The organism is Trinickia sp., assembly GCF_051953955.1.
Lineage (GTDB): Bacteria > Pseudomonadota > Gammaproteobacteria > Burkholderiales > Burkholderiaceae > Trinickia.
In genome coordinates this window covers 1-13005 of the sequence record NZ_JBQCIF010000027.1, presented here as the reverse complement: position 1 = coordinate 13005, position 13005 = coordinate 1, and the positions used below count along the sequence as shown (strand labels likewise).

Here is a 13005-nt window from a genome sequence, read left to right as displayed (position 1 = left end):
GCCGTGCGGCGCCGCGCGCCGTCGCTATAATCGGTGGCCGCCCTCGTGCGGCACTCGCTCAGCATGCGCCGGGCGCCGCCTTCACGGTTTCTTTCGCAGGTGATTCAGATAATGGCAAAACCGAGCCGTACTTCGCCACGCAGCACGTCGAAACAGCCCGCCAAGGGCCGAGCCTTTCGGGCGTCGAAGCAAACCGGCAGCACGTTCCTCGGCATCGTGCTGGGTTTGATCGTCGGCCTCGCCATCGCGGTCGTCGTGGCGCTTTACATCACGCGGGCGCCCACGCCGTTCGTGGCCAAGGTCGCGCCGCCGTCGGGTGCGTCCGATACGGGTGCGATCCAACAGCAATACGATCCGAACCGGTCGCTGCAGGGCAAATCGCCGGGGCAGCCCGTCCCGCAAGCCCAGCAGACCCCGCCGCCGAACACGGCGCCGGGCCAATCGTCGGGGCAGCCGAGCGCCGCGCCGGCCCAAGCGCCCGGCATGCTCGAAGAGCCGCAGATCGTCGAGGTCCCCGGTGCATCGAGCGCGACCGGCACTGCTCCGGCGCAGCAGCAATCGCAGGCGCAAGCGAACGCGCAAGCTCAGCAGAAGAAGCCGCCCCAAGTGGCCAACGGTGCCCCGTCCCAGGCCGCGCCCAACGCGAACCCGGCCGCGCGTCCGAGCAATGGCGCCCCGGCCGGCGCGAACGATGCCAATACGGGCTACTTCCTGCAAGTGGGCGCCTACAAGACGGCGGCCGATGCGGAGCAGCAGCGCGCACGGCTGGCGTTCCAGGGGTTCGAATCGAAGGTGTCGCAGCGCGATGCGGGCGGCGTGACGTATTTCCGCGTGCGCATCGGTCCGTTCTCGAAATTCGACGAGATGAATGCGACCCGCCAGCGCCTGTCCGATGCCGGCATCGATACCGCCGTGATCCGCTTCACCAAGCAGTAACAGACCGTAATGCCGGGCAGGCTACGCGCCGCTCCCGGCAGAACCATGCTGGGCGGCGCAAGTCTCAATCGATAGCCGCGTGGCATGCGCATAAGCGCCGCGGCTTCGCCCAATCCAATGGGCGCTCACGTTCATCGCATCAACGAGCCAACAATGAAAAAACTGATCCGCACGCTGCTGTTCTCCGTCAGCCTGGCCGTCGTCGGCACGGGCGTCGCGCAGGCTTCTCCGGCCGCTCCGGTGGCCGGCAAGGACTACACGGTCCTGAAAGCGCCGCAACCCGTCGACGTCCCCGCCGGCAAGATCGAAGTCATCGAATTCATGTGGTACGGGTGCCCGCACTGCAACGAGTTCGATCCGTACCTCGAGAAATGGGTGAAGGCGCTGCCGCCCGACGTCGTCTTCAAGCGCGTGCCCGTTGCCTTTCGCGACGATTTCATCCCGCACTCGAAGCTCCTTCATGCACTCTCGGCACTCGGCCTCGTGCAGCAGTTGACGCCGGACGTCTTCCACGAAATCCACGTCAACAAGAACTACCTGCTGACGCCGGAAGATCAAGCTAAATTCCTTGCCACGAAGGGCGTCGATCCGAAGAAGTTCCTGGCCGCCTACAACTCGTTCTCGACCCAGGCGGACCTGAACCGCGACAAGCAGATGATCCAGGACTACAAGATCGACGGCGTGCCTACCCTTGCCGTTCAAGGCAAGTATGAAACGGGCCCGGCTACGACGGACAGCTTGCCCGGCACGATTCAAGTGCTCGACTACCTCGTCGCGCAGGTACGCGCGAAGAAGATGTAACGCACGGTATAACCCGTTCAGTACGAGAACATAAGCGCCGGCATGGACTCACCGTTGAAGGTTTTCATCACCGGCGCCTCGAGCGGAATCGGCCTTGCCCTTGCCGAGCACTATGCACGGCAAGGCGCCTCGCTCGGGCTCGTGGCGCGCCGCCTAGATGCCCTCTCGGAACTGGCTCGGCGCTTTCCGCAGGTTTCCGTCTCCATCTACTCGGCCGACGTGCGCGATGAAGCAGCGATCGCGCAGGCAGCGTCGCAGTTCATCGGCGCGCATGGCGTGCCCGACGTCGTGATCGCCAACGCGGGGATCAGCAAAGGCGTGGCGACGGGGCACGGCGATCTCGCAACGTTTCGCGAAGTGATGGACGTCAACTACTTCGGCATGGCCGCGACGTTCGAGCCATTTGCGAAGCGCATGGAAGAAGCTCGGCACGGGACGCTCGTCGGCATTGCAAGCGTGGCCGGCGTGCGCGGGCTGCCCGGATCGGCGGCCTATAGCGCGTCGAAGGCGGCGGCGCTCGCCTATCTGGAATCGTTGCGCGTCGAGATGCGGCCGTTCGGCGTCGCCGTCGTGACGATCGCCCCGGGCTATATCCGAACGCCGATGACAGCCCACAATCCCTATCCGATGCCATTCTTGATGGATGCCGAGCGGTTCGCCGAGAAGGCGGCCGGGGCGATTGCGCGCAAGGTGCGGTTTGCCGTTTTTCCTTGGCCGATGCGGATCGTCGCGACGCTGCTCGGGTGCCTGCCGAGGTGGCTCTACGATCGGCTGTTCGAAAATGCGCCGCGCAAGCCGCGGGCGGTGGGGTAGGCGGCGCGGTCGCCGCCTCGGTACCGACGAGTGCCACCGAGTGCCGCTGAAAACCCCACCGCGCGGGATCCGAGGCGACGGACCGAAGCCGCCGGGCCCGTCGCCGTACTGGCAGACGCCTCGGGCCCAAACCCCGACATATCGATATCGGGGACCTATCGTTGTCGGCGCCGCCCGCTTCGGCTAAGCTCATCGGCTCGATCCATCGCTGCATCCCGCTGCTTCCCGCTGCATCCCTATTCGGCCGCTGTCGCCTTGAACGGACAAGGAGAATCCATGAAAGTCAAAATGCTCGCCGCCGCGCTCGCCGTCTTGCCCGCCCTGGCGTTGGCCAAGCCGCTGACCGTTTGCACCGAGGCCAGCCCCGACGGCTTCGACGTCGTTCAATTCAACTCGCTCGTGACGACGAACGCATCGGCCGACGTCATCTTCAACACGCTCGTCGATTACGACGAGGCGGCCAAGAAGGTCGTCCCCGCCCTCGCCGAGAAGTGGGACGTGAGCAGCGACGGCCTGACCTACACGTTCCATTTGCGCCCGAACGTGGCCTTCCAAACCACGGACTACTTCAAGCCGACGCGTACCCTGAACGCCGACGACGTCGTCTTCACGTTCGACCGGATGCTCGACGATGCGAACCCGTGGCACAAGGTTGCCGGCCCCAACGGCTTCCCGCACGCGCAGTCGATGGGGCTCGTCAAGCTCGTGAAGGCCGTCAAGAAAGTCGACGACCACACCGTTCAATTCGATCTGAACGAACCCAATTCGACGTTCGTCGCGATGCTGACGATGGGCTTCGCGTCGATCTATTCTGCCGAGTATGCCGACCAACTGCTGAAGGCTGGCAAGCAAACCGAGCTGAACGCCAAGCCGATCGGCACCGGCCCGTTCGTGCTGAAGAGCTATACGAAAGACGCCGTCATCCGCTACGACGCGAACCCGACGTACTGGGGGCCCAAGCCGAAGGCCGAGCGGCTCATTTATGCGATCACGCCCGATCCGTCCGTGCGCATGCAAAAGGTCAAGGCCGACGAATGCCAGATCGCACTGTCGCCGAAGCCCGAAGACGTGGCTGCCGCCAAGGACGACAAGTCGCTCGCCGTCGTGCAGACGCCGGCGTTCATGACGGCATTCGTCGCGCTCAACACGCAGCACAAGCCGCTCGACGACGAACGCGTGCGGCAAGCGATCAACATGGCATTCGATCGCAGCAACTACTTGAAGGTCGTCTTCGACAATACGGCCACGCCGGCCGTGAACCCTTATCCGCCCTCCACCTGGAGCTACGACAAGCAAATCTCCGCGTATCCCTACGATCCGGCCAAGGCCAAGGCGCTGCTCGCCGCCGCCGGCTATCCGAACGGCTTTTCGACGACGATCTGGGTGCGCCCGCAAGGAAGCGTACTCAATCCGAAACCCAAAGCGGGCGCCGAGCTGTTGCAAGCCGACCTCGCGAAAATCGGCGTGAAAGCCGAGGTGAAGGTCATCGAATGGGGCGAACTCATCAAGGAAGCGAAGCAAGGCCAGCATGACATGCTGTTCATGGGATGGGCCGGCGACAACGGCGATCCCGACAACTACTTCGCGCCGCTGTTCAGCTGCAACGGTGTCAAGTCGGGGATCAACTTCGCCCGCTTTTGCGATCCGAAGCTCGACAAGCTGATCACGGACGCGCGCTCGACGCCCGATCAGCCCGCACGCACGAAGGACTACGAGGCCGCGCAGAAGATCGTGCATGACGAAGCGCTGTGGATTCCGCTCGGCTACCCCACGGCCAGCGCCATCACGCGCGCATCGGTCGCGGGCTACAAGGTCAGCGCATTCGGGCGGCAGCATTTTGCGGACGTCTTCGTGAAATGACTGCCCGCGAATACGCGAATACGAAGCGCGGCGGCTGCGTTGACGCGTGTCATCCGGGCGCCGTAAGCTAGGCGCCCGGAGTTGAAGATTCGATTGAAGCACTCATGCGAAATCTCGGCCGCGCGATAGCGGCGTTCATGATCTGCACCGCGGCCGCCGCCGCCCTTGCCCAACCACCCGCGCCATCGGCGGCGGACTATGCGACGGCCGGCGATCCGGCTGCGGGCCCGCCGGTGGCGGCCGATGCGCCGCCCGATCCGACGGCTGCGGGCGCTTCGCTGACGGTCGCGCCGATGATGGTCACACAGGTGACCGTCACGCCTTCCGCATCCGAGCAGACGCCTACCTTGCCCACGCCGCCCGTCGCGGCCGTTCGCACGGGTCCCCCCCCGATAGTGCCCGTGCCGCAAGCCGTCTACGTTGCGAATTTCATCGCCGTGCCGGCCGGCGCCGCGCCTTCCGGCTTGCTCGATCGGTTGCGCGCCGCGATGCACGCGCACGCCGCCGGCCACGATGCGGGCCTCGTGGCCCAAGCTGTCGTCCAGCGCCTCAATCACGCCGGTCTCGCGGCACGCTACCTCGCGCCGGGCGCGCCGCCGCCCGTGCAGGGCTGGCTGATCGGCGGCGTCTTCCACCTGCAGGAGGGCTTCGGCGCAGCGGTATCGGACGGCGCCGAGCCCGCCGCCGAGGTCGTCGGCGCGGACGTCTCCGTCACCGTGGCCGATCTCGAGCACAGCGCCGATACCCCGTTCGCTGTGATCGGCTCACCGCCCGCGGCGTCGGCCGAGTCGGGCAAATGGCATCCCTACGTCGTACCGGCCAGGCTCTCGTTCGAGCGCGCCGATCGCAACGCCGCCATCGCCGCGCTCGCGCAGCAAATCGCCGATGCGTTCACGGCCAACATCATGGCGCTGCGCCAAGCGGATGCCAGAGCGATTGCGCCCTAAGGCGGATCCGCTAAACGCTTCTTGACGTGCTCGCCTGGTGGCAACGCAGGCGCGGCTGCTCTATGCTCTCCGGCAGAACGCTGCGCCGGCCCCCGGCGCGCCTGCCCAAGGAGTCGAACATGTCCTACCTGCTGTTGATCGTCGAGCCGATCGGCCAGCGCGCCGAGCGTACGCCCGACGAAGGCCGTGCCGCCTACGACACGATGCTGCGCTTCGGCGAGGATCTGAAAGCGCGCGGTCTGCTCGTCGCCGCGCAATCGCTCGCCTCGACCGACGAAGCCGTGAGAGTCGAAATACGCGGCGGCGAGCGCCGGTTCATCGACGGCCCCTTCGCCGAAGCGAAGGAAATGGTCGGCGGCTTCTATCTGCTCGACTGCGATCGCGAGGAAGACGCGCTCGCCATCGCGGCCGAGTGTCCGGCGGCCGAATGGTGCACGGTCGAAGTCAGGCGCTTGGCACCCTGCTTCGAATAGCACCGAGGGTTTTCACCAAGATGCGCGGCGCCGGTGTCGAAAGCGGCGCGTTTCGTTCGTCGTCACTGCAGGAGCCCGATGAGCGGCCTCCGTCACTTTCGAGGAGCGAAAATATGCGTTTCATGATCCTGGTTCGAGCCAACGCTCAAAGCGAGTCGGGCACGATGCCCGAGCAAGACTTGGTGGCCGCGATGACGGCCTATCACGAGGAATTGGCGAAAGCGGGCGTCTTGCTCGATGCCAACGGGCTGAAACCGAGTGCCGAGGGCTGGCGAGTGCGCTACTCGGGCGGCAAGCGCACGCTCATCGACGGGCCGTTCGCCGAGACGAAGGAGCTCATCGCCGGCTATACGCTGATCCAGGTGCGCTCGCGCGAGGAAGCCATCGAGTGGGCACGGCGCTTTCCCGCGCCGTTCGGCGAGTTCGCCGACGGCGAAATCGAGGTGAGACCGCTGTTCGAATTGGAGGACTTCACGCCGAGCGAGCATATCGAGCGGTTTCGCGCACTCGAAGCGGGCCGGCGCTGAACATGGCCGATTCCACGCATCGCGCAATCGAAGCAGTCTGGCGCATCGAAGCGGCACGCGTCGTCGCGCATGCCGCGCGGTTCGTGCGCGACATCGGCGTGGCCGAGGAACTGGCGCAAGATGCGCTCGTCGCCGCGCTCGAACATTGGCCGCGCGAAGGGGTCCCCGACAATCCGGGGGCCTGGCTCATGGCCACCGTCAAGCATCGCGCGCTCGATAAGCTGCGGCAAGACGCACTGCACGCCAAGAAGCACGAAGCGATCGGACGCGATCTCGACGCGCTCGAAGCCCACGTCGTGCCCGATTTCGTCGATACGATCGACGCCGCCCGCGCCGACGACATCGGCGACGATCTGCTGCGCCTCATTTTCACGGCGTGTCATCCGGTGCTCTCGACGGACGCGCGCGTTGCGCTGACGCTGCGGCTCTTGGGCGGCCTCTCGACGCAGGAGATCGCGCGCGCGTTCCTCGTGCCCGAAGCGACGATCGCGCAACGCATCGTGCGCGCAAAGCGGACGCTGCGCGAGGCGCACGTGCCGTTCGAGGTGCCGCGCGCCGATGCCCGTGCGGCGCGCATGGCATCGGTGCTCGAGGTCGTCTACCTCGTTTTCAACGAAGGCTACGCGGCCACGGCCGGAGAGGATTGGTTCCGGCCGGCGCTGTGCGACGAAGCGTTGCGCCTGGGCCGCATTCTCGCCGGGCTCGTGCAGGACGACGCCGAAGTCCACGGTCTCGTCGCCCTGATGGAGCTGCAGGCATCGCGGCTACATGCTCGCATCGATGCCAACGGCCGGCCGGTGCTGCTCGCCGATCAAGATCGCTCGCGCTGGGACCCGCTGCTCATTCGGCGCGGGCTGGCGGCGCTCGCGCGCGCCGAAGCCTCGGGCGGTGCGCTAGGCCCGTATGCGCTGCAAGCGGCGCTCGCGGCTTGCCATGCACGCGCGCATCGCGCCGAAGACACGGACTGGGCTCGAATCGTCGCGCTTTACGATGCGCTCGCGCAGGTGAATCCATCGCCTATCGTCGAGCTGAACCGGGCCGTCGCGGTGGGTATGGCGTACGGTCCGCAGGCCGGCTTTGCGATCGTCGAAGCGCTGGCAGCCGATCCGGCGTTGGCCCGCTATCACTGGCTGCCGAGCGTACGCGGCGACTTGCTGGCCAAGCTCGGGCGAAACGACGAAGCGCGCGCCGAATTCGAGCGCGCGGCCGCGATGACGAACAATGCTCGAGAGCGCGAACTGCTGCTGTTGCGCGCCGACGCGATGCGCGGCATGGGCTGACGCCGGCATCGGGCGACGATGCCCGCTCGTCGCCGCCTACTTCGCGGGTTCGAAGCGCAGAACCCCATCGTCGCCCTCTCGGCGCACGAGCTCGCCTGCCAGCCACAGCAGGTTCAAGTGAGCGAGCGCCTCGCCCATCGCAAACGTCATTTGATGGATGTCGAGCGCGCGCTTGAACATCAGCGGCACGATGTCGGCCGCGCTCATCGGACGCTGCGCGCACGCCTCCCGCACTTCCGCAAGCCGCGCTTCGTGGTGCTCGCGCAGTTGTGCGATTCGCGTATGCAGGCCGCGAAACGGCTTGCCGTGCGACGGCAGAACGAGCGTATCGGCCGGCATCTGTTCGTACCGGCCGAGCGATTCCAAGTACAGCGCCAGCGGATTGCCTTCGGGCTCGATGTCGAAGACGGACACGTTCGTCGAAATGCGCGGCAGGACCATATCGCCCGAAACGAGCACGCCCGTCGCCTCGCAAAAGAGCGCCGCATGCTCAGGCGAATGCCCATAACCCGTCACGACGCGCCAAGCGTTCCCGCCGATGCTCACGGTATCGCCTTCCCGCATGCGCCGGTACTGCGTCGGCATCGACGGCACGAGCTTCGAATAGTAGCCGCGCCGGCTGCGCAATTTCTCGAGCGCATCGGGATCGGATAGGCCGTGGCGCGCAAAGTGGCGCGCCGCGCCTTCGCCCCCTGCGTTCGACTCGTCGCCGGCTGCCATCACGCGTCCCAGCATGTATTCGCCGAGCGTGATCCACAGCCGCACGTTCCAGCGCTCGCGCGCGCCGCCCTTGCAGATCCAATCGGCAAGCCCGAGGTGATCGGGATGGCAATGCGTGACGATCGTGCGCAAGACGGGCAAACCGCCGAGCTCGTGCTCGAAAATGTGCTCCCAGTTGGATCGGATCGTTTCGTCGGCAATGCCGCAATCGACGACGGTCCATCCCGCCCGGCCGTCGATCTCGTCACGCAGCAGCCATAGGTTGATGTGATCGAGCGCGAACGGCAACGGCATGCGCACCCAATGGACTCCAGGTGCCACCTCGTGCAGCCGCCCCGGCTCGGGCAACGTCTCGGTGAACGGATAGTCGAGTTGGTGTTCCAACGCATTCATCGGTTAAATCCTGAGCGAACGCAACCGGCCCCATCGCCAGTTGCACTTTGTCGAAGTTGACGATAACGTAAACGTCCGTCGATTCTAACCCGGCGCGTCCGCCATGACCCAGCATTTCACGATCACCGAGCTCGCACGCGAATTCGACGTTACGCCACGCGCCATCCGCTTCTATGAAGATCAGGGGCTGCTCGCGCCGCGCCGCGAAGGCTCGAGCGGCCTGCGGCGCGTCTATTCGAACCGCGACCGCACGCGCCTGAAGCTGACGCTGCGAGGCAAACGGCTCGGCTTCACGCTGTCCGAAATCCGCGATCTGCTCGATCTGTACGAATCGCCGACCGATACGGTGCCGCAGTTGCATGCGTTCCTGGCGACGATCGCCGAGCATCGCGAAGTGCTCGAACGCCAATTGGAGGATCTGACGGCCACGCTCGAAGATCTCGGGCAGTACGAAGCGCAATGCCGCGCGATGCTGGCCGAGAACGGCATCGATTGCGAGCGCGATGGGGCGTCGCCCGCCGCGGCCGGGGCGGCCGAAGCGGCCGACCGTTTCGCGCCATCTCAGCCCGAGCGGACATGAAGCACTTTCCCAAACTGCTGTCGTCGCAGATCGGCTTCGACGTCGCGCAGACGATGCTCGAGGGCTTCGATCGGCATTACGGCAATTTCCGCGCCGCGGCCGTGCTCGCGAAAACGCTGTTCGAGGCCGGCGATTGGCACGCACTGCAGAAACTGGCGCGCGACCGGATCGCGTCCTACGACGATCGCGTCGACGAATGCGTGCGGCTGCTCGAAGACGAGTACGACGCCGAGAACATCGACGACGAAGTGTGGCAACAGATCAAGCTGCACTACATCGGGCTGCTGACGCGCCATCTGCAACCCGAATGCGCCGAGACGTTCTTCAACTCGGTCTGTTGCAAGATTCTGCACCGCTCGTACTTCAACAACGACTTCATCTTCGTGCGGCCCGTCATTTCGACGGAGTACCTGGAAAACGAGGAGCCCGCCGCGAAGCCGACGTACCGCGCCTACTATCCCGGCAAGGACGGCCTGGCCGCCACGCTCGAGCGCATCGTCACGAATTTTCAGATCGAGCGGCCGTTCGAGGATCTGACGCGCGACGTCGTCTGCATCATCGACACGATCCACGAGACCTTCGGCGCATTTTCGGAAGCGTTCAACTTCCAGGTGCACGTGCTTTCGTCGCTGTTTTTCCGCAACAAAGCCGCCTACATCATCGGCCGCATCATCAACGGCGAAGCGATGGTGCCGTTCGCCGTGCCGATCCGCCATGTGAAGCCGGGCCTGCTCGCGCTCGATACGGTGCTGCTCAAGCGCGAACAGCTCTTGATCATCTTCAGCTTTTCGCACTCGTATTTTCTCGTCGACATGGACGTGCCCTCGGCTTACGTCGACTTCCTCGGCACGGTCATGCCGGGCAAGCCGAAGGCCGAAATCTACACGTCGGTCGGGCTGCAGAAGCAAGGCAAGAACAACTTCTACCGCGACCTGCTCAAGCACCTTTCGCATTCGAGCGATCACTTCATCGTCGCGCCCGGCATCAAGGGACTCGTCATGGTCGTGTTCACGCTGCCGTCGTTCCCCTACGTGTTCAAGGTCATCAAGGACGCATTCCCGCCGCCGAAGGATACGACGCGCCAGAAGATCCAAGACAAGTATCTGCTCGTGAAGCGGCACGACCGCCTAGGGAGGATGGCCGACACGCTCGAGTACACGAGCGTGGCCTTGCCGCTCTCGCGCCTGGACGAACAGCTCGTGCGCGAACTCGAGAAGGAAGCGCCTTCGATGATCGAGTACGAGGGCGACTGCCTCGTGATCAAACACGTCTATATCGAGCGCCGCATGGTGCCGCTCAACATGTTCCTGCAAAACGGCACGGAAGCCGACATCGAGCACGCGATCAAGGAGTACGGCGACGCAATCAAGGAACTGATGCAGGCCAATATCTTCCCTGGCGACATGCTCTACAAGAACTTCGGCGTGACGCGCCATGGCCGCGTCGTCTTCTACGACTACGACGAGATCGAGTATCTGACCGACTGCAACGTGCGCCACGTCCCGCAAGCGCGGACCGAGGAGGACGAGCTTTCGGCCGAGCCGTGGTACAGCGTCGCGCCGAACGACATCTTTCCCGAAACGTATTCGACGTTCCTGCTCGGGGATCCCACGGTGCGCGAGTACTTCATGCGCCATCATGCCGATTTCTTCGACCCCAAGCTCTGGCAAAAACACAAGGATCTGCTGCTCAAGGGCGAATTGCCCGACTTCTTTCCCTACGACCCCAGCGTGCGCTTTTGCAACCGCTATCCTGCGCGGTTTGCCGCGCCGCGCCCCGCCGATACGGCGACGGATGCCGCAGCACCGCGCGAGGACGGTAGCGCGGGCGCAGCACGCGCGGCCTGACGAGGCCAAACGCCGCGCACAGGGTCGCCTTTCCTTCATAGCCCGTCAGGGCTCAACCTCTACGACGCAGACGACACTATGAACGATCAAAACCATCCGCTCGCGCAGCTGTTCGTCAACAACGAAGCGTGGGTCGAACGCAAGCTCGCCGAGGATCCGCAGTACTTCGCGCGCCTGGCCGATCAGCAAGCCCCCGAATATCTCTGGATCGGATGCTCCGATTCGCGCGTGCCCGCGAATCAGATCATCGGCCTGCCGCCGGGCGAAGTGTTCGTCCATCGCAACATCGCGAACGTCGTCGTCCACTCGGACCTGAACTGCCTCTCGGTCATCCAGTTCGCCGTCGATCTGCTCAAGGTCAAGCACATCATGGTGGTGGGCCACTACGGCTGCTCGGGCGTCGGCGCCGCGCTGCACGACCGCCGCGTCGGCCTGGCCGACAACTGGCTGCATCACATCCACGACGTGCGTGCGAAGCACGCCGCGCTGCTGGAGCAGTGGCCGATGGTGGCGCGTCATCGGCGCCTCGTCGAGCTCAATACGATCGAGCAAGTCGTCAACGTTTGCCGCACGACGATCGTGAACGATGCATGGGCGCGTAGCCAGCCGCTCACCGTGCATGCACTCGCCTACGGCGTGCACGACGGGCGCGTGCGCAATCTCGGCATGACGATTTCGAGCGCCGACGCGCTCGAGCGAACCTATCAACGCTGCGTCGCCGCCCTCTCCGCCGAGCAGGCCGGCTCGGCGCAGAACGACGTCGTCGCCGCCGACGCCGCGACCCTCGCGAACGTCGAGCAGGTGGTCAAAGGTGTGATCAAGGAGATCAAGCATGACTGACGCAACGCGCAACACGCAGGACCCGATCGTGATCGTCTCGGCGGCCCGCACGCCGATGGCGGCCTTTCAGGGCGAGTTCGCTTCGCTCACGTCGCCGCAGCTCGGCGCGAGCGCCATCGCCGCCGCACTCGAGCGCTCGGGCCTCGCGGCGAGCCAAGTCGAGGAAGTGCTGATGGGCTGCGTCTTGCCGGCGGGCCTTGGCCAAGCGCCGGCGCGTCAAGCCGCATTGGGCGCCGGTCTGCCGCTCGCCACGGGCTGCACGACCGTCAACAAGATGTGCGGCTCCGGCATGCGCGCGGCGATGTTCGCGCACGACATGCTCGCGGCCGGCTCGGTCGACGTCATGATCGCGGGCGGCATGGAAAGCATGACGAACGCGCCGTACCTCTTGCCCAAGGCGCGCGGCGGCATGCGCATGGGACACGGGCAAGTGCTGGATCACATGTTCCTCGACGGCTTGGAGGATGCCTACGAAAAAGGCCGCCTCATGGGTACGTTCGCCGAGGAATGCGCGAGCGCCTACGGCTTCACGCGCGAGGCGCAAGACGCATTCGCCATCGAATCGCTCGCGCGGGCCAAGCGCGCGAACGAAGACGGCTCGTTCGCGTGGGAAATCGCACCCGTGAAGGTGGCGGGCCGCAAAGGCGACGATGTGACGATCTTGCGCGACGAGCAACCGTTCAAGGCCAACGTCGATAAGATTCCGACGCTCAAGCCTGCCTTCAGCAAGACGGGCACCGTCACGGCCGCTAACTCGTCGTCGATCTCCGACGGCGCCGCGGCCCTCGTCATGATGCATGCATCGACGGCCGATAAGCTCGGGCTCACGCCGCTCGCACGCGTCGCGGGCCATTCCACGTTCGCGCAGGAGCCCTCCAAGTTCACGACGGCACCCGTCGGCGCGATCCGCAAGCTGCTCGAGAAGAACGCGTGGCGCGCGAACGACGTCGATCTCTACGAGATCAACGAAGCGTTCGCCGTCGTCACG

The 13005-nt window shown here is 65.2% G+C and carries 13 protein-coding genes; 12 read left to right on the top strand and 1 reads right to left on the bottom strand.

Features of this window, described 5'->3' with window-relative positions; translation table 11 throughout:
• Positions 1 to 111 precede the first annotated feature (111 nt).
• The 8 genes from ACTHNZ_RS05605 to ACTHNZ_RS05570 all read left to right on the top strand — a co-directional run bounded on the left by ACTHNZ_RS05605 (position 112) and on the right by ACTHNZ_RS05570 (position 7637).
• Positions 112 to 936: an SPOR domain-containing protein gene (locus ACTHNZ_RS05605; protein WP_440541510.1), complete on the top strand. Its 825-nt coding sequence runs from the start codon at positions 112 to 114 to the stop codon at positions 934 to 936.
• A gap of 153 nt (positions 937 to 1089) precedes the next feature.
• Positions 1090 to 1737: a thiol:disulfide interchange protein DsbA/DsbL gene (locus ACTHNZ_RS05600; RefSeq protein ID WP_440541509.1), complete on the top strand. Its 648-nt coding sequence runs from the start codon at positions 1090 to 1092 to the stop codon at positions 1735 to 1737.
• A 42-nt stretch (positions 1738 to 1779) separates the two neighbouring features.
• Entirely contained in the window at positions 1780 to 2550 is a 771-nt protein-coding gene (locus ACTHNZ_RS05595; RefSeq protein ID WP_440541508.1) for an SDR family oxidoreductase, read from the top strand.
• Between the two features lie 276 nt (positions 2551 to 2826).
• Positions 2827 to 4410, top strand: coding sequence for an ABC transporter substrate-binding protein (locus ACTHNZ_RS05590; RefSeq protein ID WP_440541507.1), 1584 nt, complete (start codon positions 2827 to 2829; stop codon positions 4408 to 4410).
• A gap of 104 nt (positions 4411 to 4514) precedes the next feature.
• Entirely contained in the window at positions 4515 to 5357 is an 843-nt protein-coding gene (locus ACTHNZ_RS05585) for a hypothetical protein (RefSeq protein WP_440541506.1), read from the top strand.
• A gap of 119 nt (positions 5358 to 5476) precedes the next feature.
• Complete coding sequence (locus tag ACTHNZ_RS05580) at positions 5477 to 5830, top strand: YciI family protein (protein WP_440541505.1); 354 nt, start codon at positions 5477 to 5479, stop codon at positions 5828 to 5830.
• Positions 5831 to 5943: 113 nt separating this feature from the next.
• Entirely contained in the window at positions 5944 to 6357 is a 414-nt protein-coding gene (locus ACTHNZ_RS05575; protein ID WP_440541504.1) for a YciI family protein, read from the top strand.
• A 2-nt stretch (positions 6358 to 6359) separates the two neighbouring features.
• The gene (locus ACTHNZ_RS05570; protein WP_440541503.1) at positions 6360 to 7637 is read left to right on the top strand and encodes an RNA polymerase sigma factor; all 1278 of its coding nucleotides are present in this window, start codon (positions 6360 to 6362) and stop codon (positions 7635 to 7637) included.
• A 36-nt stretch (positions 7638 to 7673) separates the two neighbouring features.
• On the opposite strand, the gene ACTHNZ_RS05565 is transcribed toward ACTHNZ_RS05570, so the two are convergent.
• The gene (locus ACTHNZ_RS05565; RefSeq protein WP_440541502.1) at positions 7674 to 8750 is read right to left on the bottom strand and encodes an MBL fold metallo-hydrolase; all 1077 of its coding nucleotides are present in this window, start codon (positions 8748 to 8750) and stop codon (positions 7674 to 7676) included.
• Between the two features lie 103 nt (positions 8751 to 8853).
• Here ACTHNZ_RS05565 and ACTHNZ_RS05560 point away from each other — a divergent pair, with 103 nt between their 5' ends.
• From ACTHNZ_RS05560 to ACTHNZ_RS05545, 4 genes are all read left to right on the top strand, one after another.
• On the top strand, positions 8854 to 9330 hold the full coding sequence (locus tag ACTHNZ_RS05560) for a MerR family transcriptional regulator (protein WP_440541501.1): 477 nt from the start codon (positions 8854 to 8856) through the stop codon (positions 9328 to 9330).
• Positions 9327 to 11177 (top strand): bifunctional isocitrate dehydrogenase kinase/phosphatase, encoded by a 1851-nt coding sequence (gene aceK / locus ACTHNZ_RS05555; RefSeq protein WP_440541500.1) that lies wholly within the window; start codon positions 9327 to 9329, stop codon positions 11175 to 11177. Before ACTHNZ_RS05560 ends, aceK begins: the two co-directional genes overlap by 4 nt.
• A gap of 78 nt (positions 11178 to 11255) precedes the next feature.
• Positions 11256 to 12017: a carbonate dehydratase gene (gene can / locus ACTHNZ_RS05550; RefSeq protein ID WP_440541499.1), complete on the top strand. Its 762-nt coding sequence runs from the start codon at positions 11256 to 11258 to the stop codon at positions 12015 to 12017.
• Positions 12010 to 13005 (top strand): acetyl-CoA C-acyltransferase (locus tag ACTHNZ_RS05545; protein WP_440541498.1); only part of this gene is annotated, 996 nt, incomplete at its 3' end. The genes can and ACTHNZ_RS05545, both read left to right, overlap by 8 nt.

Coding starts and splice junctions, on each gene's coding strand:
- ACTHNZ_RS05605 (WP_440541510.1), top strand. CDS start 112: ATGGCAAAACCGAGCCGTACTTCGCCACGCAGCACGTCGAAACAGCCC.
- ACTHNZ_RS05600 (WP_440541509.1), top strand. CDS start 1,090: ATGAAAAAACTGATCCGCACGCTGCTGTTCTCCGTCAGCCTGGCCGTC.
- ACTHNZ_RS05595 (WP_440541508.1), top strand. CDS start 1,780: ATGGACTCACCGTTGAAGGTTTTCATCACCGGCGCCTCGAGCGGAATC.
- ACTHNZ_RS05590 (WP_440541507.1), top strand. CDS start 2,827: ATGAAAGTCAAAATGCTCGCCGCCGCGCTCGCCGTCTTGCCCGCCCTG.
- ACTHNZ_RS05585 (WP_440541506.1), top strand. CDS start 4,515: ATGCGAAATCTCGGCCGCGCGATAGCGGCGTTCATGATCTGCACCGCG.
- ACTHNZ_RS05580 (WP_440541505.1), top strand. CDS start 5,477: ATGTCCTACCTGCTGTTGATCGTCGAGCCGATCGGCCAGCGCGCCGAG.
- ACTHNZ_RS05575 (WP_440541504.1), top strand. CDS start 5,944: ATGCGTTTCATGATCCTGGTTCGAGCCAACGCTCAAAGCGAGTCGGGC.
- ACTHNZ_RS05570 (WP_440541503.1), top strand. CDS start 6,360: ATGGCCGATTCCACGCATCGCGCAATCGAAGCAGTCTGGCGCATCGAA.
- ACTHNZ_RS05565 (WP_440541502.1), bottom strand. CDS start 8,750: ATGAATGCGTTGGAACACCAACTCGACTATCCGTTCACCGAGACGTTG.
- ACTHNZ_RS05560 (WP_440541501.1), top strand. CDS start 8,854: ATGACCCAGCATTTCACGATCACCGAGCTCGCACGCGAATTCGACGTT.
- aceK (WP_440541500.1), top strand. CDS start 9,327: ATGAAGCACTTTCCCAAACTGCTGTCGTCGCAGATCGGCTTCGACGTC.
- can (WP_440541499.1), top strand. CDS start 11,256: ATGAACGATCAAAACCATCCGCTCGCGCAGCTGTTCGTCAACAACGAA.